Here is a 21,845-nt window from a genome sequence, read left to right as displayed (position 1 = left end):
TAGAAGGAGAAAATCAAAAAATGTTGAATTCTAAAGTAACAACTATAAGCTATAGGGAGGGATTAGGATTGTTAGAAGTTTACGACTGTTATGATAATTTGCTCGGCTTAGTAGTAGGAGAATATGAAGGTTCACTTTTAGTCGCTATTGGAGATCATAAATTAAAATATTATGGTGAGGAATATATAGATTTTGAGTTAATGGAGATGAGATGTGCTAAAAAACTTTTTTGCGTTCAAAGAGAAAGACACGTTGATAAAAAGAAATTATTTAATGCCTTGCAGGTATGGTGGGAAAAAAGATACTCAGAGCCTTTTCATTACTATAAAGGGGTAATTCTTTATAATTTAAAGCGGAAAGATTGGGCTGGGTTTAATCTTTTAGAAGCGATAAATACCTCGCATTTTGTGCTTTTGCCCTATAAAAACCTCAATCATACAATAAAAACCTCTTTTGATAAAGGAAAACTATTTTTGGAAGAAGTGGGTTTTAGAGGAATAAGCTGTGAGGTTTATAACTATCCAAAAGTTGTTTATGGAGAGAGGAGAGGGGCGTGGAAGAAAAATGAAAAAAACGATAGCCAAGTCAAGACTGAACTATCGTTAAAATCTGGGGATGTATGCTTTATAAAAAAATACCCTTATTTAATCCCTGCAAAAAAAGGGGATAAAGTACTTGTGAAATTAAACCAAGACATGCCCATGGAAATATTTTGTGGAGGCGTAAATTATCATTTGCATGTTTAAGCAGTTTTTACTTTTTCATGTTTTGAATCTACCAATCGATAAGATGCCCAGTTTCCTGTTTTATAGTGGTACCAATTTATGGCTGCCCTTAGCCACTCATCTAAAATAACTGCTGCCCACAGACCGTAAATCCCCCAGTTAAGTACAATTCCTAGCAAAAAGCCCAGACCTACACAAACAAATAAGGTGCCGCTAAATGTTACCCACATAACCCATTTTGTATTACCTGCACCTCTAAAAGTACCATTTAGAGACATGTTGATGGCCTTAGCGGGTTGGGCAAAAGCAATCATATATAGTATTGTGGTTCCAGTTGCTATTGTGTTTTTTTCAAGGGTAAAGATTCTAAGAATAAAGGGGCCTCCTATAATAAATGTAAGGCCAGCAAAAATCATGAAAGCAATCGATATTTTTACGGAGGTATCTGTTATTTCTTTAGCTTTTTCAATATCCTTGCCTCCAATTTTCTGTCCAACTAAGATAGAAACCGCCATACTCAATCCGAAAATAGGGATGAATGATATTCCTTCAATTCTGCTAGAATAACCTGCTGCAGCCTGGACGCTAGATCCCATTGACATGATTATTAGCTTATGCAAAAACATACTTCCACGATAAAAAATTTGCTCTAAACCGGCTGGGATACCGACGGTCGTGATTTCAGTTAGAATTTTTAGGTTGGCTTTAAATATTTCTTTCAGTTTTAAAGATAAAGCAAAGTTTTTTTGGTAGACAATATAAACTAAAAAGACCAAACCGATAGACCTAGAAATGCCACTTGCCAAAGCTGGACCTTCTATGCCTGAGTTTCCACCGATGTTTATAAAGGGTATTCCGTATAAGAAAAAATAATTAAGAGCGGTATTTGCTATGTTAACTCCAACCATGGCAAACATCGGTCTTTTTGTATCTCCAGTACTTTTAATTATTCCACCTAAGAGCATCATTAGCGCCTGTATTGGTAAAAATAATACTATATACCGAAGATAGATGTGGGCCTGAGAAATTATTTCCTCATTGGCGATAGGCATCAACTTTAGTAAGTTTTTACCTAAAAATATAAGCGGTATCATAAGAACTAAACTAGATATAACCATAAATAATATAGATTGCCTTGCGATTTGGCTAGATTTCTCTTTGTCTTTTGCTCCCACATACTGTGCTATGAGTATACTACTACCTGTAACTAATACCATTAACACTAAAGTGATGATTCCTAACAAGGAGTTTGCTGTATCAACTCCGTTAAATGAAAATTCCCCTAATCTCCTGCTGATCATTATAGTATCGACCCAGCCTATAAGCATCTGTAAAGATGTTTCTATTATAATTGGCAAGGCATAACTTGCTATAAGTAGAACTGTAGCTTTATGTATTTTAAGTTTTTCCATAAGATAATGTCCTCTCCGCTCTCAAATATAAAACTATCATAACATTGCAAATAAAAGTTAACAATGACATTTTAAGTAAAAGTTTAATCACTAGACTAACTTCCTTTAATAAGTGTAATACTATAAAAGCAAACCATCCTCAGGGGAGGTGTATATATGCCAAAGCTTGAATGTGTGGACTGTGGACACAAGCATAAAGGGGAGGAAAGGCCAAGAAAATGCCCTCAATGTGAGTGTAAAAACTTCAGTAAATGTAAATAATGTGCGCCTTAGGGGAGTCTTTTGTAAGGCTTCCCATTTATAGTTAATAGGAGGGACTTTATATGTACGATGTTGCAATAATTGGAGGAGGCCCGGCTGGTTTATCTGCTGCGTTAAATTGTAGAATTAGAAATAAAAGCGTGATTCTATTTGCTCAAGATCCGAAAACTACCGATTTGCACAAAGCAGCTCATATGGATAACTATCTAGGATTTCCAGACACAGACGGAGCCACTTTACTGGATCAATTTTGTCAACACCTTAAAAATTATGAGTTGACCATAAAAAATGAAAAGATACTAGAGATTTATCAAATGGATGATAGCTTTGCCCTTTCTTCAAAAAAAGATGCGTATAACTCAAAAGCTTTAATTTTAGCTACTGGGCTGCCAAAGTTTAGGGCGATAAAAGGAGAGGAAGAATTTTTAGGAAAAGGTGTAGGTTACTGCGCAACATGCGATGGACCGCTGTTTAAGGGTAAAAAGGTGGCCATAGTATCTACCATGGATGAGGGCGAAAAAGAAGCTAACTTTTTAGCTGAGCTTGCGGAAAAGGTCTATTATATACCTTTATATAAGGGGGATTTAAAGCTTGCTGAAAACATCGACATTATAAGACAGAAACCTCAAGAGGTAAAAGGGAATCTTAAAGCTGAATATTTGGTCTTAGAAGATCAAGAACTGCATGTTGATGGAATTTTCTTTTTACGTGAATCTGTACAGCCATCTCAATTGATAGCAGGTTTAGAGTTTGACAAAAAGGCAATAAAAGTCGATCGTGATATGGCTACTAATATAGAGGGTGTGTATGCAGCTGGTGACTGTACAGGGAAGCCATTGCAGGTGGCTAAAGCTGTGGGTGAAGGCCAAGTAGCAGGTTTATCAGCTGTATCATTTCTAGATGGATTAAAGCAAAAAAATAAATAAAACCAGGTGATTTTATAAAACACCTGGTTTTGCTTATGAGGAGTTACTTTCTTTTCATCATTTTTCCGATCATAAGCGTCGCAAATGGGATTGCCATAAGCATCCACTTCTTATTATTAGGTTTTTTTCTACGAAATAACATCATAGACATATCCCTCCTCATACCTTTATTGTTAAATAAAGAAGGGATAACTATACCAAACTAGGTTGTAAGATATTGGAACAAAAGCTCAAAAGTTGCTTTTAAGGCATCTAGATGAGTTCTTTCGTAGCTATGAGAATTATCTACTCCGGGGCCAATCAATCCTGCACGAATGTTATTTCCAGCCCTTAAAGCAGCACTGGCATCCGAACCATAGTAAGGAAATATATCTATTTTATGGGGAATATTATTTTCTTTGCAAATTTGAACGAAGCTTCTTCTCATTTGTAAATCATAGGGGCCTGAAGAGTCTTTTGCACATATTGAAACGCTGTGTTCATTACCTTGTTGACCTTCGCCTACGACGCCCATATCAATAGCTATTAGCTCTTCAGTGTTTTCTGGGATATGACTACATCCGTGACCTACCTCTTCGTAATTGCTGATGAAAAACTTAATAGTTTTTTTAGGTGTGATGTTTCTTTCTTTTATGCTCTTGATAGTTTGTAAAATAATGGCTACTCCAGCTTTATCATCAAGATGACGAGATTTTATATAACCGTTAGAAGTTTTTATAACTCTTGGGTCAAAGGAAACAAAGTCTCCTACCGATATTCCTAAATTTTCGGTGTCTTCTTTGCTTGAGACATCTTCATCTAGTCTTATTTCAAGGGTGTCTTTGTCTCTTGACTGTTTAGCTGTTTCCCCGCCGTGGATGTGCACAGAACCTTTAGTTGTAACAAAACTGCCGTTAAAGTCTGATTCTGCACTATGTATAACACAATTTTCAGTTTCTATGCTATTAAAATCAAAACTTCCAATAGGACTGACTGTCAGCCTGCCATTTCCTTTTATACCCTTAACCATGGCACCTAAAGTATCAACATGGGCAGATACTAATATAGAACTTTCCGCCCTTCCAGAGATAGTTGCTATAATCCCCCCTTTATTATTTTCTGTTACAGGGACATCCATACTTTTAATTTCTTCTTTAATTTTTTGCTGAATAGAGGTTGTATCTCCTGTCACAGACGGTGTATTACATAACTCAATTAAGGTGTTGACAGTATAGCTGCTATCGAAATTCATTTGACCCCTCCTAAAATTTAATTTCCTTTATAATAACATAAATTGATGCATTATATAAGAATTTTACTTTTAAATAAAAAAAGTATGATATGATTATTTTAAAAAGGAGGTTCCTATATGTACACTTATCGAGGTAATATCCATGTGCACTCAACCCTTTCCGACGGAACAAAAAGTGTTGATGAAATAGCGGAAATAGCTAATAAAGCCAACTTAGATTTTGTATGTATAACAGATCATAGTTGTTTTGATTTTGATAAAACGGGGTACTATGATGATTTACTTTTAATTATGGGTACTGAGCTAAATAAAAAGAAACATCATTATTTAGCTTTAGGCATAAATGAAGAAGTTAAAGAAGATTGCGATAACCCTCAGTCGGTAATAAACAAAGTAAAAGAACAAAATGGTGTGGGGATTATAGCTCATCCTTGTGAAAAAGGTTCAAAAATAATGTTTAATGGTGCAAACTTTCCTTGGACTGATTGGGAGGTAGATGGATATGATGGGATTGAGGTTTGGAACTATTGCTCTCAATGGAAAGACGGTATAAGCAGTAAAATACAAGCTTTGAAGAATTTATTGTTCACACCATACAAGCCCATTACTGGACCATGTCCAGAAAGTATGAGAATTTTTGATAAAGTTAGTCAAAAGCGAAAGGTTTTTGCCATAGCAGGTACTGATATACACAGTCCCAAAATTGGTATATGGGAAATCTTGTCTTATAAACAACTTTTTAACGCTCTCAATAATTATGTTATAACCGATGAGAAGCTGCCGAAGGATGCAAATAAAGCTGAATGGATAATTTTAGACTCCATAAAAAGAGGTAGGAGTTACTTTGCATTTGAAGTTTATCAAAAAGCTGAGGGGTTTAAGTATTTTATTCAAAGTGAAAAAGATAAGCAAGTGCATTCAATTGGCAGTGAGTTACAGCTCGCTCAGGGTTTAACTGCAGATATAAAACTTCCTGAGAATAAAAAGGCAGATATATATCTAATAAAAAACGGCAGTACTTTTTCTAAACTTATGGAAACTTCTGAGGCCTCTGTTAGTATAACTGATTGTGGGGTTTATAGGGTAGAGGTTTGGTTAGGGAAAAGTCCGTGGATTTTTTCTAATAATATATATATAAGAGAATAATAAAAAAAGCCAGTTTAAAGGTAAACTGACCTTAACGCCTAGTACTAATAATTAAAAGTATCACTAGGATAGATATTTAGTTTGACTTTAGATCCTCTTTTTTTGTGACTATAGGTTGCTCCAAGATTTCTAAATTTTCGCATGTGATTAAGTGGAACATCTAGCTCATGACTAAACTCAGTACCTCTATAACTATCATAACCCAAGTCTTTTGGAGCACAAAATCTAGTTCTGTGACTATCTTTTTTTGTCAACGTACGCCCTCCTTTGTTTATTTGGGTTATATTTAATTTGTGTAATACTTGTAAATTTATACATAAAAAAAGATAGTATAGCAGGTAATTATTAAGGCAAAAATACTAAAGGATATGTAAAATTGGAGGTATTTAATAATGCCTGAAGCACTAAATGTATTCTTTAGATCTGCTTTACTATATTCTATAGTTTTATTGATGATGAGGCTTATGGGCAAACGGGAGATAGGGCAATTATCTTTGTTTGACCTAGTAGTCGCAATAATGATAGCTGAACTTGCTGCTATACCCATGGAGGATACAACAATACCACTGCACATAGGTATTATTCCAATAGCGACTTTAGTAGGTGCTGAGATGCTATTGTCTTTTGTTACTCTTAAAAGTGAAAAGTTAAGGAAAACTATTGAAGGCACGCCAAGTATTATTGTGGAAGATGGTAAAATATTAGGGAAAGAAATAGAACGTCTGCGTTATAGTGTTACGGACCTTGTTTCGCAGTTGCGTGAAAAAGATGTTTCTAATATCGCTGATGTACAGTATGCAATACTTGAAAATAACGGCGAGTTAAGTGTGATTTTAAAACCTACCAAAAGGCCTTTAACCCCCGAAGATATTGGTATCAGGCCGCCGGTGACTGGACTTCCACTTCCCTTAATTTTAGATGGGCAAATTCAAAGTGAAAATTTAAAGCGTGCAAAAAAAGACTTGAAATGGCTTGAAAGTTTAGTGCAGAAAGAAGGGTATGAAATTAACGATGTCCTTTATGCACATATAGACTCCCAACAAAACACTTACATTTGCAAAAAAGATATAGAAAGAGAGGTTCCATAAAAAAAGCCACCTAATAAAGGTGGCTTAAATTTTATAAACATATTATGGTGCGCCTACCAGGATTCGAACCTGGGCTCCCGGTTCCGGAGACCGGTGCTCTATCCCCTGAGCTATAGGCGCTTAAAAATAACATTATATAGTATACCATAAACTCTAAAAAAAGCAAGAACTGTTATTTTACTGATAGTGTCAAGACACTGTAGGTTAAAAAAAGGAACCTCACTTCCACAATACATATAACATTTAACAAGACCGTGGCGGCCTTGACATCCACCCCGCCTGTGGTTCTTGTTTAAAAACCGATGGGCGGCTCCGAGGACATTACATTTTTTTCCAACCCATCGGTATAGGACATTATACCACAGGCGGGCCCCCGTCTGCCAAGGCTTCCCTGCGGCGCCACTACTGTAACCTCCGGGCTCACCAAGAACATTTTAGTTTAAATGCTAATTTTATTATTAAGGCCTCTTAGCGCTACTCTTGTTAAGTTTACTCCATATTCCATTACTGGAACATTACTAAAACTTTCTTTGCCAATCTTTTTTCTCGTTTTTAAATCTTTTAACTGTTTCCTAACTTCAGTTGTCAATTCAATTACTTTATTGTCTTTTTGCTTATAAGTTTCTAGGTAGTGGTCTTTAACTTGCTCTTTGTTTGCCTCCACAGCTCGCATAGATGCCATTTTTTTTGCCCCATTTAGACTCCAAGCCATAGGGCGACTGCTCAAACGGGATGATAAAACATGGCTCACATGCCCTTCGGCACTGCACCCTATCTCTGGATTTTCAATTGATGCCTTTATACCATCCCAAGTGTTCTTAATATAGGTTATAGTTTTTTGTATTCTCTTTTTCCTTGGTTTGCTATCTGCCTTTGCAAGTGCTTCTTTTAAGTTTTCTAAGACAGCCTCTCTATCTAGCTTCTTTATGTTTTTATAAATCTTTGTCTTTAAGTTTGGAGCATGAGCTGTAGCCATTATGATGTATTTAGATAAATGAAACTTATCTAAGATAAACGTGGAGCTAGGAATGTATTCCAGCCCTGAGCGTATCCATTTTGCTCCATCGCCTAGTATATAAATATCATTGATACAATTAACATCGTATTGGGAATATATGAAATCGCAGACTCTAAACCAAAAGTCTTCCGGCTTTTCATCAATAGAGGTAAAATACTTAGGATTTATTAGCATACGCCTACCATTAACTTCTTTTACGCCTTCATGAACATAGATTAGTCTAGCTTGTGCTCCCCTTTTAGAGCGTACTGATAAATGGTCTTCATCGGCTTCTATATAAAGTGTGGGAACTTCTTTTTTATCACAAGGGATCTCATAATCTTTTGCCTTAAAGTCTCTTACTGTATTAGCAGCTGTTTGTTTGCTTAACTTTAACTCTGAGTTATATCGGCTTAGTTCCTGTGTTGCTTTTTCGTACGAAAGCTTTGTAGTAGCTTCAAGCAACTCGGATTTTAAAGTAGGTTCTATTCTCATATGTGCTGTTATGCCAGCATTTTCATCTGCTAAATAGGAATATTTCTTAGTCTCTTTGTTTTTAAAGTATGTTCGTTTATAGGTCATTTCACCAAAAGGGGTGAGTATACTTTTATAGTCGCCTTTTCTTTCTATGACCCAGTCCTTTCGTTCTTTTTTATCTTTAACTATTTGTTGATCCATTGCTTCAATTACTTCTTGCATTATCCCTACACCAAGACCATCTAGTTCCTTTTTTAATTCTTTAGTAAAAGTATTGTAGTCAATACCTCCTTCAAGAGTTTCTAAAACTTTTTCAGTTACATGAAGGATTTTTTCTTCTATTACGCGAATTATTTCCATGAGGAACCTCACTCCTTTGTTAGGATTATTCTCGTGTGGAGAATTTTGAGGTTCCTCTTCTTTTTTTAAAAGTATTTTTCCTGCTTAAATCCTACAATAATTTTACACTAACTATTTTACTAACAGTCTTGCTCCGATAAGCATTAGGACCGTGCCAATAATTCTTGTGGCTCCTATGGGGATACGCTCTAACGTAAAGATTCCAAAGTGATCTAACACTACAGCGGTAACAAGTTGTGCAATAAGTATAACAGATATTCCTAAAGCTGCCCCAGTTTTAGCAATTGTAAAAGCAACAGCTACAATTATGACGACACTTAACAGACCACCAATAAAGAAGTAATGGGGGTGGGTTTTAGCTAAAGTGAACTTTGGCATAGCACCAAAAAAAACCACTGCAATAATACTAGCTGCCAAACCAACACCATGTACCACTAATGCCATTTCTATTACTCCAATTTTTTTACCTAAGGCAGAATTGACTGTGCCTTGAAATGTCATTGCTGCACCACTTAAAGCTGCAACCAATAATGGCAAAATACTTTTTAACACTTTTAAGCACTCCTCGCTGAATAATATTTAAATCATATTACTTTTGTAGTATTATCTATATATCATCAAAATATAATGGAGGTTTAATAATAAAATGAGTAACGATAAAGTAGAAACTATAGTTAAATGGCGTGGAGAAATGAAGTTTGTTGGTGAAAATAGTGCAGGCAACACAGTTGACATGAATCCCCAACAAAGTGATGGAATACGGCCAACTCAAATGGCTTTAATGGCCATTGGAGGATGTACGGGAGTGGATGTTGTACAAATGCTTAAAAAAATGAAACAGCCGCTAGAGGGACTCTCGATTAAAGTAGATGGAGTTAGAAGGCAAGAACATCCTAGAACATACGAAACTATTACAATAAAATATTATTTTAGTGGTAAGCTAGACGAAAGAAAAGTAAAAAGAGCGGTAAGGCTTTCACAAGAAAAATATTGTGGTGTATCTAACATGTTTGTTCCAACTGCAGAGCTTAAATATGAGTGGGAAATAGAAACCACTTAGATTTTAGCTTGTTAGATATAAAAGCTATATAGCTGCCTAAAAGGCTAAGTTCTTAGTGTGTTGACTAATTAATAATGAAGTTATATAATTATGACCATACCAAGTATATATAGATGATAGAGAAGGTGATGAGATGAAAATTTCTGCCAAGGGAGATTATGCTTGTAAGGCTGTACTGGAATTAACTTTGAAACATCAAGAGGGAAAACCTGTACAAATTGGAGAAATTGCTAAAAATCAGAGTATTCCCTTAAAATACTTAGAACAAATCTTAGTTGTTTTGAAAAAGGGTGGAATTGCTAAAAGTAAGAGGGGGGCGGAGGGAGGATACTCTCTTGCAAAAAATCCAAAAGACATAACTGTAGCTGATGTTATTGCTTTGACTGATGGCCCTTTTGTGACTACTCCGTGCTCTGATGATAACTGTGAAACGCAAGATGTTTGCTGTTTTTTACCTATATGGAGTGAGCTTGAAAAACAAATTTATAAAGTGCTCTCCGGTACTAATTTTGAAGAGTTAAGTGAAAAAGTAAACCAAGGTCAACAGTTAATGTATCATATTTAATGCTGATTAAGACAACAATCTTAATTTAGGAGATGATTAGGTGATTTATAAAAGTATAAACGATTTAGTAGGAAAAACACCGATGGTGGAAATCAAAGATGAGAGTTTTCAAGGCCGATTAATAGCGAAGCTGGAGTTTTTCAATCCTGGAGGAAGTGTAAAGGATAGAATTTCTTTAGCTATGCTGGAAAAAGCTGAAAAAGATGGAATTATAAGTACCTCAAAAACAACTATCATTGAGGCGACATCGGGTAATACAGGTGTGGGCTTGGCTATGGTTGCAGCTGCTAAAGGGTATAAGCTAATTCTGACTATGCCTGATACTATGAGTGTTGAAAGAAGAAAATTGTTAAAAGCTTTTGGCGCCCACTTAGAATTAACTGAGGGTAAAAAGGGAATGCCAGGGGCGATTGAAAGAGCGGAAAAACTAGCTGATGAAGATGGGAATTCTTTTATACCAAGTCAATTCTACAACGAAGCTAATCCTCAGGTTCACAAAGAGACAACTGCAATGGAAGTTTTAGAAGATACAAATGGTGAAATCGACTATTTTGTTGCAGGAGTAGGAACAGGAGGAACTATAACCGGCGTAGGCCAGGTTTTAAAAGAAAAATTAAGTGATGTATCGGTTATAGCAGTAGAACCAGAAGACTCACCAGTGTTATCTGGAGGAAGTCCTGGTCCGCATAAAATACAGGGCATAGGAGCGGGGTTTGTGCCTAAAGTTCTTCGTAAAGAAGTGATTGATACAGTTTCGAAAGTCGGGCACCAAACTGCTTTTGAAGCCAGTCGTTGGTTAGCTAAAAACCATGGTATTTTAACAGGTATCTCTTCAGGAGCGGCTTTGTCTGTAGCTATCGATTTAGCAAAGGACGCAGAAAATAAGGGGAAAAATATCGTAGTTCTTTTGCCTGATAATGGTGAACGATACTTATCTACTCCTTTATATGAGACTGTCTAAAAATAGTATAAAAAATATATAGAAGGTGGTATTTTATGGATCCTGTAGCATTTAACTTAGGCCCGATTCCGGTATATTGGTATGGAATCATAATAGGTTTCGGTGCATTAGTGGCGTTATTTTTAATAAAGACTTTAGGCAAGAGAGATGGGCTTGACCCGGATATTTTTGATGAGTTTTTGCTTATCGCCCTCCCAGTAGGGATTTTAGGGGCGAGGGTTTATTATGTTCTTTTTAACTTAGAAGCTTATAGAGGAGACTTATCTAGAGTTTTCTCTATCTGGGAAGGTGGGCTAGCTATACACGGCGGAATTTTGGCCGGTGTATTAGTAGCGTACATTTTTGTTAAAGTAAAAAAAATAAACTTCTGGCAGTTTGCAGACGTGGTAGTGCCTGGTCTAATATTGGCTCAAGCTATTGGTAGGTGGGGCAATTATGTTAATCAAGAGGCTTATGGTGTGGAAACTGATCTTCCATGGGCTATGTATATTGATGGTGCCTATAGGCACCCGACATTTTTTTATGAATTTGTGTGGAATTTGATTGTCTTAGGCGGACTGTTAATGCTACGCAAGAAAAAGTTAGCTAAAGGTTCTATTTTTGCCTTTTATCTTATAGGGTATTCGTTTGGCAGGTTTTTTATAGAGGGGTTAAGAACTGATAGTCTTATGATAGGTCCTCTTCGCACAGCTCAGTTAGTTAGTATAGCTCTTATTGTAATTGGCGTAGGGATATATTACTATCTTAATAGGAAGAAAAAAGCTAACTAAAAATTTGTCCAGTCTTTCACGTAAATAGGCGGTTAGACTGGATATTTTATATATTTCAGTAATATTTGACAAAAGTAGGTATAAATTATAAGATGAAACATATACCTATACCGTTAGGGGGTAATTCTTAAATGGGTTGTGAAAAGCAGAAGCTACAGGATCGCTTAAAGAGGATTGAAGGTCAGTTGAGGGGTATACAAAAGATGGTTGACGATGAGAGGTATTGTGTGGATATTCTCACGCAACTTGCAGCGGTAAGAGCGGGGGTAAATAAAGTTGGTCTTATGATTTTAGAAGGACATACTAAGGGGTGCGTAGCACAGGCCTTTGACAATGATAATCAAGAAGAGGCTATTGAGGAACTTTTAGATGTTATGGGAAAATTTTTAAAATAGGAGTGAGGTTAATGGTAAAAGTTATTTTTAGTGTATCGGGAATGTCTTGTGGACACTGTAAAGCGGCAGTAGAAAAGGCATTGGATAAATTAGACGGAGTAAAAACTGTTGATGTTAATCTTGAGTTAGGTGAAGTTACTATAAACTACGATGAAAATGTAGTAACACGGGAACAATTAATAAATACAATTACTGATGCAGGATACAGTGTTATATAAAGTTAAGGGCCTTTGGGCCCTTTTTTTAATGCTAGTATCAATCAGAATACTTGGTAGATATAAAACATCACAGAATAGGTGATGTTTTTTTGTTCTAGTTTTAAGAGATAGCAAATAAATATTAGATAAATAGTTAATGGAGGTGGGAAATTTGAGAGGACAATTTTTTGCTGTAATAAACTTAAATAAGAATAACGTTTTATTATATGGACTGGGGATTTTAGTTTTGCTGATTGTAGGTGTATTTTTAATAGTATCTTTTGCAAACTTTTTAGTTTCAGACTCAAACAACGTTGAAGAAATTCAATATAATGAAGTTTTAAAGAAACAGTGGTATGGTCAACATAATGACGACTTCCCAGAATTTTTTGTTGCTGGAGGGGTAAATTATGACCACAATATTTTATCGCATCACGGAATTGAAAATGTTCTTCCGGCAAGTGTCAACCACTTTAATGATATTGGAATTTACGCTGTTGGATCTAAAATTAAGAATGTGAATTTTTCAGAGGCAGAAAGGGAAGTTTATGTCGAGCTTAAAAAAAATCATGAAAGCTATCAGCTTGTGACCTTTGGTAAAGAGACACTGGGGGAGGGGCCGATAACATATATTTTCTTAGATGCAGATACTAATTCTGTTTTAGGAAGTGAGGAGGATTACATATACTCAACACCGGTACAATTTACTTTAATAAAAGAGGGGGAAGAATACACCGCAAATAATGAATTGGGAAACTTTGTGATAGCTGATTCATCAACTGTTCCAATTTTAGCTAAAACAGACATATATTCAGAAGAGATAATTCCGGAAGATGAACTGTGCATGTATGTTTTTGGCGGTGAAGTGGTTACAATACAACAAAGGAAAAATTTAACTAGAGTTTACTTTAACGAGTCCGAAGGTTATCAATTTATTTCTATTGATAAGAATTACTTTGAAAAGGGAGAGAACGTTATAAAATTCATTAGAGAGTCCGATTTACGGGAATTTCACCAAGAAAACGTTATGATTGGAATAAACTAGCACAATATTGGATAAAATATAATAAATTATAATATATAAAAAATTTTCTGAAAAAGAAGGAATTTTGAGTTGTGGTTTAGAATGTACTAAATAAGAAGTCCAACTTTTAAAAACGGGAGGCGATATATTTTGGCAAAAGTGGAGGTTATGGAGTTTTTGTGTTTAAGCTGTGGATTGCAGGGAATGGTTCAGCAAAATAACGGCTTTAGCTGCCCAAAGTGTGGTGAAGATGTAATAAGTTCCACAACAGATAGTGAAACCTCCGAAGTTTTAAATTAATTGCCTTACCTTTTCTAGTCCTAATGGACTAGTTTTTTTTTGGGGAAAATTCCAAAAAAAGAAGGGTTTTGAGTTAAGTGGGTAGAAGATACATAAAAGTGGTTAGATGTGGGTCGAAGTGGAGCGAAAGTGGGTGAAGGCATGTTTCTTGGTGAATTTTTTCATAACTTAGATGGAAAAGGAAGGGTTATAATACCTGCTAAGTTTCGCGAGGGTCTTGGCAAAGGTTTTATTATAACTAGAGGACTGGATAATTGCTTATTTGTTTATCCTAAAGATGAGTGGGCTAACATGGAAGAAAAGTTAAAGTCCTTACCTTTTACCCAAGGAGATGCTCGAGCTTTTGTAAGATTTCTTTTTTCTGGAGCCACTGAATGTGAAATTGATAAACAGGGAAGAGTTTTAATACCACAAACTCTACGCAGATATGCAAATATAGAAAAAGAAGCAGTTATTATAGGGGTTTCTAACCGTGTTGAGGTTTGGAGTAAGGAAAAATGGGAAAAATATAGTCAACAAGCTGAACAATCATTTGATCAAATTGCTGAGGAAATTGGCAAATTTGATATCTAGGAGGATAATTCGTGGAGTTTAAACATAAAACAGTGTTACAAAATGAGCTGATTAAGCAGCTGGATATAAAGAAAGATGGTATATATGTGGATTGCACCTTAGGTGGTGGAGGGCATACCAGAGAAATCTTAAAGTTAATAGGGCCAAGTGGTAAAGTGATTGGTATAGACCAAGATCAAACAGCAATACAATATAATTTAAAACAGTTTAGCGAATATGAACAGAAGTTTATTGCTGTCAAAAGTAACTTTGAGTTTATTGATAAGGAGTTACAGAAGCTTAAGATAAAAGAAGTTGATGGTATATGCTATGACTTAGGAGTGTCGTCACCACAACTTGATGAAGCTAGCCGAGGATTTAGTTATAATAATGATGCACCTTTAGATATGAGGATGGATACAGATAGTTCATTATCAGCTTACGATGTTGTAAACAGTTATTCTGAGGAAGAATTAGGTAGGCTTATAAAAGATTATGGTGAAGAAAAATGGGCAAAAAGGATTGCTAACTTTATAGTAAAAGCTAGACCTATCGAAACTACATTGCAATTAGTGGATGTCATAAAAGGAGCTATACCTGCAGCAGCAAGGAGAGAGGGTCCACACCCAGCTAAAAGGACATTTCAGGCTATAAGAATTGAGGTAAATGATGAACTGGCAGTGGTGCGAAGGGGAGTCGAAAACGGTTTGAAATGTTTAAAGCCAGGAGGTAGGATGGCAGTAATCACCTTCCACTCGCTTGAGGATAGAATTATAAAGAAAATATTTAAGGAACAGGCTAAGGGCTGCATTTGTCCAAAGGATTTACCGATGTGTGTATGTAAAAATGAGCCAAAAGTAAAACTTGTACAAACAAAGCCAATAATGCCGAGCGAAGAAGAATTGGAAAATAACCACAGAGCTAGAAGCGCAAAACTAAGAGCAGTAGAACGATTATAGATAAAAGTTCTAAATTTAGGGGGGAGTGAATAAAAATTATGGTAGCTGAAAGAAAAAAACAGGTTTATCACTGGGGAAATGAAAAAAGCCAAACATCACAGGTTACTAAAAACAATCAGGGGCCAGTCCATCCTATATTCAAAAACGCTATGTTGATACTAATAATGGTAGGAATGTCTGTCGGTGTAGTATATGGGCATGCTAACTTGGTCGCTATGTCAAGAGAGGTTAACAACTTACAAACTCAAAGAAATCAACTTATCGACGAGAGAAATAGCATGCAAATTGAGGTTGCTAGAGCTAGTTCTCTTTCCAGAGTTGAGAGGGTGGCAATGGAAGAGCTAGACTTAGTTTTGCCTCAACCAGATGAGTTTAAAGTTGTTCGTCATTCCCCAGAGCAAAGCAATTAAAAGTGAGGATGATAAAATGTGAAAGAACAACTTTCTAATGTAACGATTAGAAAAAGGATGATGGTTACTTTTGCAGGATTTTTATTTTTATTTAGTCTTTTAGTTGTTAGATTGTTTTGGGTGCAATTTGTTCGAGGAGATTTTTATTTAGAAAAAGCGGAAAACCAATGGAATCGCCAGCTAATTATAAGGCCTCAAAGGGGGCAAATATATGACAGAAATGGCGATCTGTTAGCAGGAAGTGCAACAGCTGAAACTATTGTTGCTATACCTTCAGAAATAGAAAACCCTGAAGAAGTAGCAACTCAACTGGCACCAGTTTTGGATATGGAAAAAGAGGCTGTAATTGAACGGATAACCAAGCATGCAGCTGAAGTTTATGTTCAAAGGCGTGTTGGCGATGAGGTTGCTCAAGAGGTAAAAAAACTTAATTTACGTGGGATAAGAACTACAATGGAAAGTAAGAGGTTTTATCCTCATGACAAGTTGGCTAGCCATGTTTTAGGCTTTGCAGGAATAGATGAAGGTCTAGAAGGGTTAGAGGCATACTATGAGGACGAACTAGCAGGAAAGCCAGGTCATATAGTTTATGAGTCTGATGTTAGAGGCAGAGAGCTACCAGATGGAGTACAGAGATACATACCACCAGAAGATGGATTAAATATGGTAACTACTATAGATAGAACGATTCAGCATATAGTTGAAACTGAAATGACAAAAGCAATGCTTAAATACGAACCTAAGGGGATTTCTGTTATAGCAGTTGACCCTATTACTGGAGAGGTGTTAGCTTTAGCTAACAAACCAGACTATAACCCAGAAAACTATGCCGATTATCCGCAATCTACGTGGAGAAACGCTTTGCTTTCAAACAGCTTTGAGCCTGGGTCTACATTTAAGATAGTGACCTTAGCCGCAGGGCTGGAAGAAAATATAATCACCCCTACTTCGGGGTTTTCATGCTCAGGGAGTAAGCTTGTAGGAGGAAGAAGGATTAGGTGTTGGCGTTCGAGGGGGCATGGTTCGCAAACTTACACCGAAGTTGCGGAAAACTCTTGTAACCCTGGATTGATGACACTGGGGCTAGAATTAGGTAAAGAAAGATTATTCCATTACATACATGGACTAGGTTTTGGTCAAAAAACAGGTATAGATTTACCTGGTGAATCTACAGGGATATTATTTAATCCAGAAACCATGAGTGAAGTGGACTTAGCGGTAAGTTCCTTTGGTCAAGGAAACTCAGTAACACCGATACAGCAAGTTATGGGGGTAGCGGCTGTTGCTAATGGAGGCAAGCTGATGCAGCCGCATTTAGCAAAGGAGTTTAGAGATGCCAACGGGCAAACCGTCGATATAAAAGAGGCTAATGTTGTAAGGACAGTTTTTTCCGAAGAAACAGCCGTTGAGATGAAAGGGATATTAACTAGCGTAGTTGAAAATGGAAGTGGTAGGTTTGCTGCCATAGAAGGTTACACAATCGCAGGCAAAACAGGAACCGCACAAAAAATCTCTCCCGACGGTGGCTACAGAGATGATGCAATAATTGGTTCTTTTGTGGGCTTTGCTCCTGTAGAAGATCCTCAAGTTGTGTTATATGTCATGGTAGATGAACCCAGCCATGGTCCACAATGGGGTTCGCAAATTGCCGCTCCACTGTTTAAGGATATTATGGAAGGTGTTTTAGAGTACATGGAGATACCTAGAAACTACGAGGAAGGTCAAGAGGAAGCGCCTCAAATGGCTGTGGTGCCTGATTTAGTTAATTTTAGTTTAGAAGAAGCACGAGGAACCTTAGAACATGTAGGTTTTAATTTAAAACATTATGGTGAAGGAAATTATATCATAGATCAGACGCCCAAAGCAGGTGTTGAGATACCAATTGATAGCACAATAATCGTTTATACAGGTGACGAACAATCTCAAAGAGAAAATGTAGTGTCTGTCCCTAATTTAATAGGCAAATCCATAAGGGAAGCAGAACAAACTTTGGACTTGTTAAACTTAAACCTAGAGGCTGTTGGAAGCGGTCTGGCTGTGGAGCAACGCCCGCTTCCTGGAGAAGATGTTGAAGCTGGCTCAACTATTACAGTTAACTTTGCTCCACCGCATTAAAGATGAGGCAGGTTAATCCTGTCTCTTTTAATTAAAGCGAAATTGTGGTTTAATAGTAGGGAGTAAAACTACTAAGGGGGACATACAATTATGAAACTTTCTAAAATAACATCAAATCTTCGTTGCGCTATAACAGGCGATAAAGATGTTGAGGTGTTAGGCATAACAAATGATACCAGAAAAGTCCAAGCTGGGTGGGCTTTTGTAGCAATAAAAGGATATAGTACCGATGGCCATAAGTTTATTCCTCAAGCGCTAGAAAATGGAGCATCTGTAGTTATAGTAGATCGCGATTTTAAAGGAGAACTACCTGTAACGACCGTTACTGTAAAGGATAGTAGAAAAGCTTTAGCTAAACTTTCTATGGAGTTTTACGGTCATCCAACGGAAAAACTTAGAGTTATAGGTGTTACAGGCACTAATGGGAAAACTACAGTGACGAATTTAATCAATGAAATGCTAGAATCGCGAGGGCATAAAACCGGTCTTTTTGGGACAAATAATTATAAAGTTATAGATAAAATAATAGATGCACCTACTACAACACCAGAGTCCTTTCAAATACAAAAAATGTGTTCTGAGATATTAGATGGTGGGGGAGAATACGCTACAATGGAGGTGTCTTCCCACGCGGTAGTTACTAAAAGAATTTACGGTACAGATTATGACATTGGTGTTTTTACTAATCTAACTCAAGACCATTTAGACTTTCATAAAACGATGGATGAATATAAACACGCAAAAGGAAGATTTTTCACGTCTTTAGGGACAGGTGCTAGTAAAGGTGGTAAAACAAAGGTTGCAATAATTAACAATGATGACAAACATGCTGAGTATTTTCAAAGCGTAACTTTAACTGATGTCGTTACATATGGTATTTATAATCAAAATAGTGATATTATTGCTAAAGAGATAACTATGTCTTCTCAAGGAAGTTCATTTATTTTAGAGACTTGGATGGGTAGTATAGATATAAAGACTTCGTTAACAGGGGAGTTTAATGTATATAATTGTCTAGCAGCAATAACAGTTGCGCTGGTTGAAGGCTTTACTTTGTCTGAAATTAAAAATGCCATGGCAAAATTAGTTGGCGTTCCAGGAAGATTTGAGTTAGTGAAAAGCGATCAAGGTTTTTCTGTTGTTGTAGATTATGCACACACTCCAGATGGCTTGAGCAACGTTTTAAAAACTGCCAAAGAAATAACTGCCGGAAAACTTATAACTGTTTTTGGGTGTGGCGGAGAACGTGATGCAGAGAAAAGACCGATAATGGCTGAGGTCGCCGAAAGATATAGTGATTTTATCGTGATTACAAATGATAACCCACGGAGTGAAGACACAGGTAAAATCGCAGAAGAAATAGTCAAAGGGTTGAGCACTTCAGCTAATTACAAAGTTATTTTATCTAGAAAAGAGGCAATTGAACAAGCCTTAAACATAGCTAGTGCAAAAGACACCGTTATCGTGGCTGGTAAGGGGCATGAAAATTATCAAATCTTAGCTGATAAGACAATAGATTTTGATGATAAGTTAATAGTAGAAGAAATTTTAAGGAGTATGAAAAAACATGAAGATAACAGTGAAGGAATTATCTAAACTTTGCAAAGGTAAATTGCTAACTAATGGTTTAAACAAAGAGGTATATACTGTAACCATAGATAGTAGAGTCTCAGCAAAAAATGGGCTGTTTGTACCGTTAAAAGGGGAAAACCATGATGGACATAAGTTTATTAAAGACGCTGTAAACAATGGATGCAACTGCATATTTATCGAAGATGAGACTTATGTAGATTCTAGCTTAGATTGTGAGTTTATCTTAAATTCAGATAATTTAGCAGCATTACAAGAGCTAGCAGAGAATTATAGGCAAATTCTTGATATTGATGTAATTGCAATCACAGGGAGTAATGGGAAAACTACTACCAAGGACTTAATATTTTCCATATTTTCGCAAACAGTTGATACAGTAAAAACACAAGGAAACTATAACAATGAAATTGGACTTCCACTTATGCTTACTAGGCTTGAAAGATCGAATGATGTAGCTGTCTTAGAGCTTGGTATGAGTGACTTTGGAGAAATCGATTTTTTAGCTAGATTATGCAAACCAACCTTTGGTGTTATTACAAATATAGGTGAATCTCATATTGAATATTTAAAATCAAAAGAGGGCATAGCAAAAGCTAAGGGAGAATTACTGCATCGAATAAAAAGTGGTGGAAAAGCCATATTAAATGGAGATGATCCATATCTAAAGAACATGAAGGATGTTTATTCAGAAACTTTTCTTTATGGGTTTGAAGACCACAATCACTTAGTTGCTTATAACATAGAACAGAATAATACCAAAGTAAGCTTTTCAGTCAAAGGGCTAGGCAAGGATTTTTCTGTTTCGATGCCAATACTGGGGGAACACAATGTTTTAAACGCCCTAGCTGCAATTTTATGCGCCCTGCTTTATGGCGTTTCAGAACAAGACATAATTGAAGGACTTAAAGGGCCGAATATGACAGGAATGCGTACAGAAGTTTTAACAAGTAAAAGTGAAGAGTTAAAGGTAATAAGTGATTGCTATAATGCCTCACTTACTTCTACTAATGCTGCCTTAAAAGTACTATCGGACTATAGGAATGAAGGTCGCAAGGTGGCTATTGTAGGCGACATGCTAGAATTAGGTCAATATACGGAAGCAGCCCATAAAGAGGCCGGACAAAAAGCTGCAGAGAATAATGTAGACTTCTTCATTGCAGTAGGGCAGTATGCTGAGTTTCTAGCATCAGGATGGAATGCTCATAGTAACAAAAGTAAGGCTTTGGCTTTTGAAAACACAGACCAGTTGTTAAAAAATATAGGCAGCCATTTAACAAAGGGTGACTTGGTGCTAGTTAAGGGGTCTAGAGGGTTGAAGCTAGAGAAGGTAGTAAAATTAATACGGGAGGAGTTTTAAATAATGGGTGATAATGTTTTAATTTATGTTGCTATGACAAGCTTTATAGTAGGTGTCATTTTTGCTCCTATTTTGCTACCCCTTTTAAGGCGTTTAAAGGTTGGACAAAGCATTAGAGAGGATGGCCCTGAAAGTCATATGAAAAAATCAGGCACGCCAACGATGGGGGGACTAATATTTATTTTTGCAGCTATACTTACAACCCTTATATTTGGTCCTAAAGAACCTATGGTATTAATAGTTATTTTCTCCACATTTAGCTATGGCTTGATAGGGTTTGCCGATGATTATATAAAGGTGGTTTTGAGGCGGTCTTTAGGGTTAAAGGCCAGAGAGAAATTGATTTTTCAAACTCTGGTTGCTTTGATAATTTATGGTGCCGTTTATTATTTTGACCTGAGTACAGAAGTATTACTTCCATATGTTGGCGCTATAGAATTTGGACATTTTTACTTTCCATTTATACTAGTGGTTTTACTAGGCGCGTCAAATGCTACCAACATGACAGATGGGTTAGATGGACTTTTAGCTGGGACATTCAGCTTTAGTATTTTAGGAATGATATACATAGCTTTTAGTCAAAACGAGATCGGCCTAGGCATATTTTCTCTAAGTCTTTTAGGTGGCACATTAGCCTTTTTGGTTTACAATGCACATCCTGCTAAAGTTTTTATGGGTGACACAGGCTCTCTAGCTTTAGGAGGTGGCTTAGCCACATTGGCCATTTTAACCAAGACTGAGCTGCTTTTAATCCCATTAGGAGCCATTTTTGTGATAGAGACTTTATCGATAATTATTCAAGTAACTTCGTTTAAATTAACTGGTAAAAGAGTATTTTTGATGAGCCCTATACATCATCACTTTGAACTAAAAGGTTGGTCTGAATGGAAAATTGTGCTTGTCTTTTGGTTTGTACAACTACTATTTACTTTGCTCGCTGTAGTGTTATGGAACCTGTATTACTAAA

The 21,845-nt window shown here is 36.4% G+C and carries 24 protein-coding genes and 1 tRNA gene; 19 read left to right on the top strand and 6 right to left on the bottom strand.

Features of this window, described 5'->3' with window-relative positions; all coding sequences use genetic code 11:
* Positions 1-20: 20 nt before the first annotated feature.
* Complete coding sequence (locus PRVXH_RS07810) at positions 21-746, top strand: hypothetical protein (RefSeq protein WP_353892229.1); 726 nt, start codon at positions 21-23, stop codon at positions 744-746.
* Here the strand turns inward: PRVXH_RS07810 and PRVXH_RS07805 are convergent.
* On the bottom strand, positions 743-2,137 hold the full coding sequence (locus tag PRVXH_RS07805; protein ID WP_353892228.1) for an MATE family efflux transporter: 1,395 nt from the start codon (positions 2,135-2,137) through the stop codon (positions 743-745). The genes PRVXH_RS07810 and PRVXH_RS07805 overlap by 4 nt on opposite strands.
* Before the next feature lie 323 nt (positions 2,138-2,460).
* Here PRVXH_RS07805 and PRVXH_RS07800 point away from each other — a divergent pair, with 323 nt between their 5' ends.
* A complete protein-coding gene (locus PRVXH_RS07800) occupies positions 2,461-3,324 on the top strand; it encodes an NAD(P)/FAD-dependent oxidoreductase (RefSeq protein ID WP_353892227.1) in 864 nt (287 codons plus the stop codon).
* A 202-nt stretch (positions 3,325-3,526) separates the two neighbouring features.
* Here PRVXH_RS07800 and PRVXH_RS07795 read toward each other — a convergent pair whose 3' ends face one another.
* Positions 3,527-4,555, bottom strand: a complete 1,029-nt coding sequence (locus PRVXH_RS07795) for a M42 family metallopeptidase (protein WP_353892226.1) — start codon at positions 4,553-4,555, stop codon at positions 3,527-3,529.
* 117 nt (positions 4,556-4,672) lie between these two features.
* On the opposite strand from PRVXH_RS07795, the gene PRVXH_RS07790 reads away from it, so the two are divergent.
* Positions 4,673-5,701: a CehA/McbA family metallohydrolase gene (locus PRVXH_RS07790; protein ID WP_353892225.1), complete on the top strand. Its 1,029-nt coding sequence runs from the start codon at positions 4,673-4,675 to the stop codon at positions 5,699-5,701.
* 44 nt (positions 5,702-5,745) lie between these two features.
* Here the strand turns inward: PRVXH_RS07790 and PRVXH_RS07785 are convergent, their stop codons facing one another.
* On the bottom strand, positions 5,746-5,955 hold the full coding sequence (locus PRVXH_RS07785) for a hypothetical protein (protein WP_353892224.1): 210 nt from the start codon (positions 5,953-5,955) through the stop codon (positions 5,746-5,748).
* A 138-nt stretch (positions 5,956-6,093) separates the two neighbouring features.
* On the opposite strand from PRVXH_RS07785, the gene PRVXH_RS07780 reads away from it, so the two are divergent.
* Positions 6,094-6,789, top strand: coding sequence for a DUF421 domain-containing protein (locus PRVXH_RS07780; RefSeq protein ID WP_353892223.1), 696 nt, complete (start codon positions 6,094-6,096; stop codon positions 6,787-6,789).
* 45 nt (positions 6,790-6,834) lie between these two features.
* On the opposite strand, the gene PRVXH_RS07775 is transcribed toward PRVXH_RS07780, so the two are convergent.
* The 3 genes from PRVXH_RS07775 to PRVXH_RS07765 all read right to left on the bottom strand — a co-directional run bounded on the left by PRVXH_RS07775 (position 6,835) and on the right by PRVXH_RS07765 (position 9,175).
* Positions 6,835-6,909: transfer RNA gene (locus tag PRVXH_RS07775), tRNA-Arg, on the bottom strand.
* Positions 6,910-7,228: 319 nt separating this feature from the next.
* Positions 7,229-8,623: an ISLre2 family transposase gene (locus PRVXH_RS07770; RefSeq protein WP_353892222.1), complete on the bottom strand. Its 1,395-nt coding sequence runs from the start codon at positions 8,621-8,623 to the stop codon at positions 7,229-7,231.
* 111 nt (positions 8,624-8,734) lie between these two features.
* Positions 8,735-9,175 carry a DMT family transporter gene (locus PRVXH_RS07765; protein WP_353892221.1) on the bottom strand — a complete coding sequence of 147 codons (441 nt, stop codon included), beginning with the start codon at positions 9,173-9,175 and terminating at the stop codon, positions 8,735-8,737.
* Positions 9,176-9,269: 94 nt separating this feature from the next.
* Here PRVXH_RS07765 and PRVXH_RS07760 point away from each other — a divergent pair, with 94 nt between their 5' ends.
* The 15 genes from PRVXH_RS07760 to mraY all read left to right on the top strand — a co-directional run bounded on the left by PRVXH_RS07760 (position 9,270) and on the right by mraY (position 21,844).
* Positions 9,270-9,683 (top strand): OsmC family protein, encoded by a 414-nt coding sequence (locus PRVXH_RS07760; protein ID WP_353892220.1) that lies wholly within the window; start codon positions 9,270-9,272, stop codon positions 9,681-9,683.
* 133 nt (positions 9,684-9,816) lie between these two features.
* Positions 9,817-10,248 (top strand): Rrf2 family transcriptional regulator, encoded by a 432-nt coding sequence (locus PRVXH_RS07755; RefSeq protein WP_353892219.1) that lies wholly within the window; start codon positions 9,817-9,819, stop codon positions 10,246-10,248.
* A 40-nt stretch (positions 10,249-10,288) separates the two neighbouring features.
* Positions 10,289-11,209, top strand: a complete 921-nt coding sequence (cysK, locus tag PRVXH_RS07750) for a cysteine synthase A (protein ID WP_353892218.1) — start codon at positions 10,289-10,291, stop codon at positions 11,207-11,209.
* Between the two features lie 35 nt (positions 11,210-11,244).
* Positions 11,245-11,979 (top strand): prolipoprotein diacylglyceryl transferase, encoded by a 735-nt coding sequence (gene lgt, locus PRVXH_RS07745; RefSeq protein ID WP_353892217.1) that lies wholly within the window; start codon positions 11,245-11,247, stop codon positions 11,977-11,979.
* A gap of 131 nt (positions 11,980-12,110) precedes the next feature.
* Positions 12,111-12,374, top strand: a complete 264-nt coding sequence (locus PRVXH_RS07740; protein ID WP_353892216.1) for a metal-sensitive transcriptional regulator — start codon at positions 12,111-12,113, stop codon at positions 12,372-12,374.
* A gap of 11 nt (positions 12,375-12,385) precedes the next feature.
* Complete coding sequence (locus PRVXH_RS07735; protein WP_353892215.1) at positions 12,386-12,592, top strand: copper ion binding protein; 207 nt, start codon at positions 12,386-12,388, stop codon at positions 12,590-12,592.
* 151 nt (positions 12,593-12,743) lie between these two features.
* Positions 12,744-13,616 (top strand): hypothetical protein, encoded by an 873-nt coding sequence (locus PRVXH_RS07730; RefSeq protein ID WP_353892214.1) that lies wholly within the window; start codon positions 12,744-12,746, stop codon positions 13,614-13,616.
* A gap of 129 nt (positions 13,617-13,745) precedes the next feature.
* Positions 13,746-13,895, top strand: a complete 150-nt coding sequence (locus tag PRVXH_RS07725; RefSeq protein WP_353892213.1) for a hypothetical protein — start codon at positions 13,746-13,748, stop codon at positions 13,893-13,895.
* Between the two features lie 141 nt (positions 13,896-14,036).
* Positions 14,037-14,468, top strand: a complete 432-nt coding sequence (gene mraZ, locus PRVXH_RS07720) for a division/cell wall cluster transcriptional repressor MraZ (RefSeq protein ID WP_353892212.1) — start codon at positions 14,037-14,039, stop codon at positions 14,466-14,468.
* An 11-nt stretch (positions 14,469-14,479) separates the two neighbouring features.
* Entirely contained in the window at positions 14,480-15,406 is a 927-nt protein-coding gene (rsmH, locus tag PRVXH_RS07715) for a 16S rRNA (cytosine(1402)-N(4))-methyltransferase RsmH (RefSeq protein WP_353892211.1), read from the top strand.
* 38 nt (positions 15,407-15,444) lie between these two features.
* Positions 15,445-15,816 carry a cell division protein FtsL gene (locus PRVXH_RS07710; protein ID WP_353892210.1) on the top strand — a complete coding sequence of 124 codons (372 nt, stop codon included), beginning with the start codon at positions 15,445-15,447 and terminating at the stop codon, positions 15,814-15,816.
* Between the two features lie 18 nt (positions 15,817-15,834).
* On the top strand, positions 15,835-17,931 hold the full coding sequence (locus tag PRVXH_RS07705) for a stage V sporulation protein D (protein WP_353892209.1): 2,097 nt from the start codon (positions 15,835-15,837) through the stop codon (positions 17,929-17,931).
* Between the two features lie 90 nt (positions 17,932-18,021).
* Positions 18,022-19,527: a UDP-N-acetylmuramoyl-L-alanyl-D-glutamate--2,6-diaminopimelate ligase gene (locus tag PRVXH_RS07700; protein ID WP_353892208.1), complete on the top strand. Its 1,506-nt coding sequence runs from the start codon at positions 18,022-18,024 to the stop codon at positions 19,525-19,527.
* Positions 19,499-20,878 carry a UDP-N-acetylmuramoyl-tripeptide--D-alanyl-D-alanine ligase gene (gene murF / locus PRVXH_RS07695; protein WP_353892207.1) on the top strand — a complete coding sequence of 460 codons (1,380 nt, stop codon included), beginning with the start codon at positions 19,499-19,501 and terminating at the stop codon, positions 20,876-20,878. The genes PRVXH_RS07700 and murF overlap by 29 nt, the downstream gene beginning before the upstream one ends.
* 3 nt (positions 20,879-20,881) lie before the next feature.
* A complete protein-coding gene (gene mraY / locus PRVXH_RS07690; RefSeq protein ID WP_353892206.1) occupies positions 20,882-21,844 on the top strand; it encodes a phospho-N-acetylmuramoyl-pentapeptide-transferase in 963 nt (320 codons plus the stop codon).
* Position 21,845: the final 1 nt, after the last annotated feature.

The sequence above is a fragment of the Proteinivorax hydrogeniformans genome (assembly GCF_040515995.1).
In the GTDB taxonomy this organism is placed as follows: Bacteria; Bacillota; Proteinivoracia; order Proteinivoracales; family Proteinivoracaceae; genus Proteinivorax; species Proteinivorax hydrogeniformans.
Note: the sequence above shows the minus strand (reverse complement) of the source record. Positions and strands in the feature narration are given on the sequence as shown.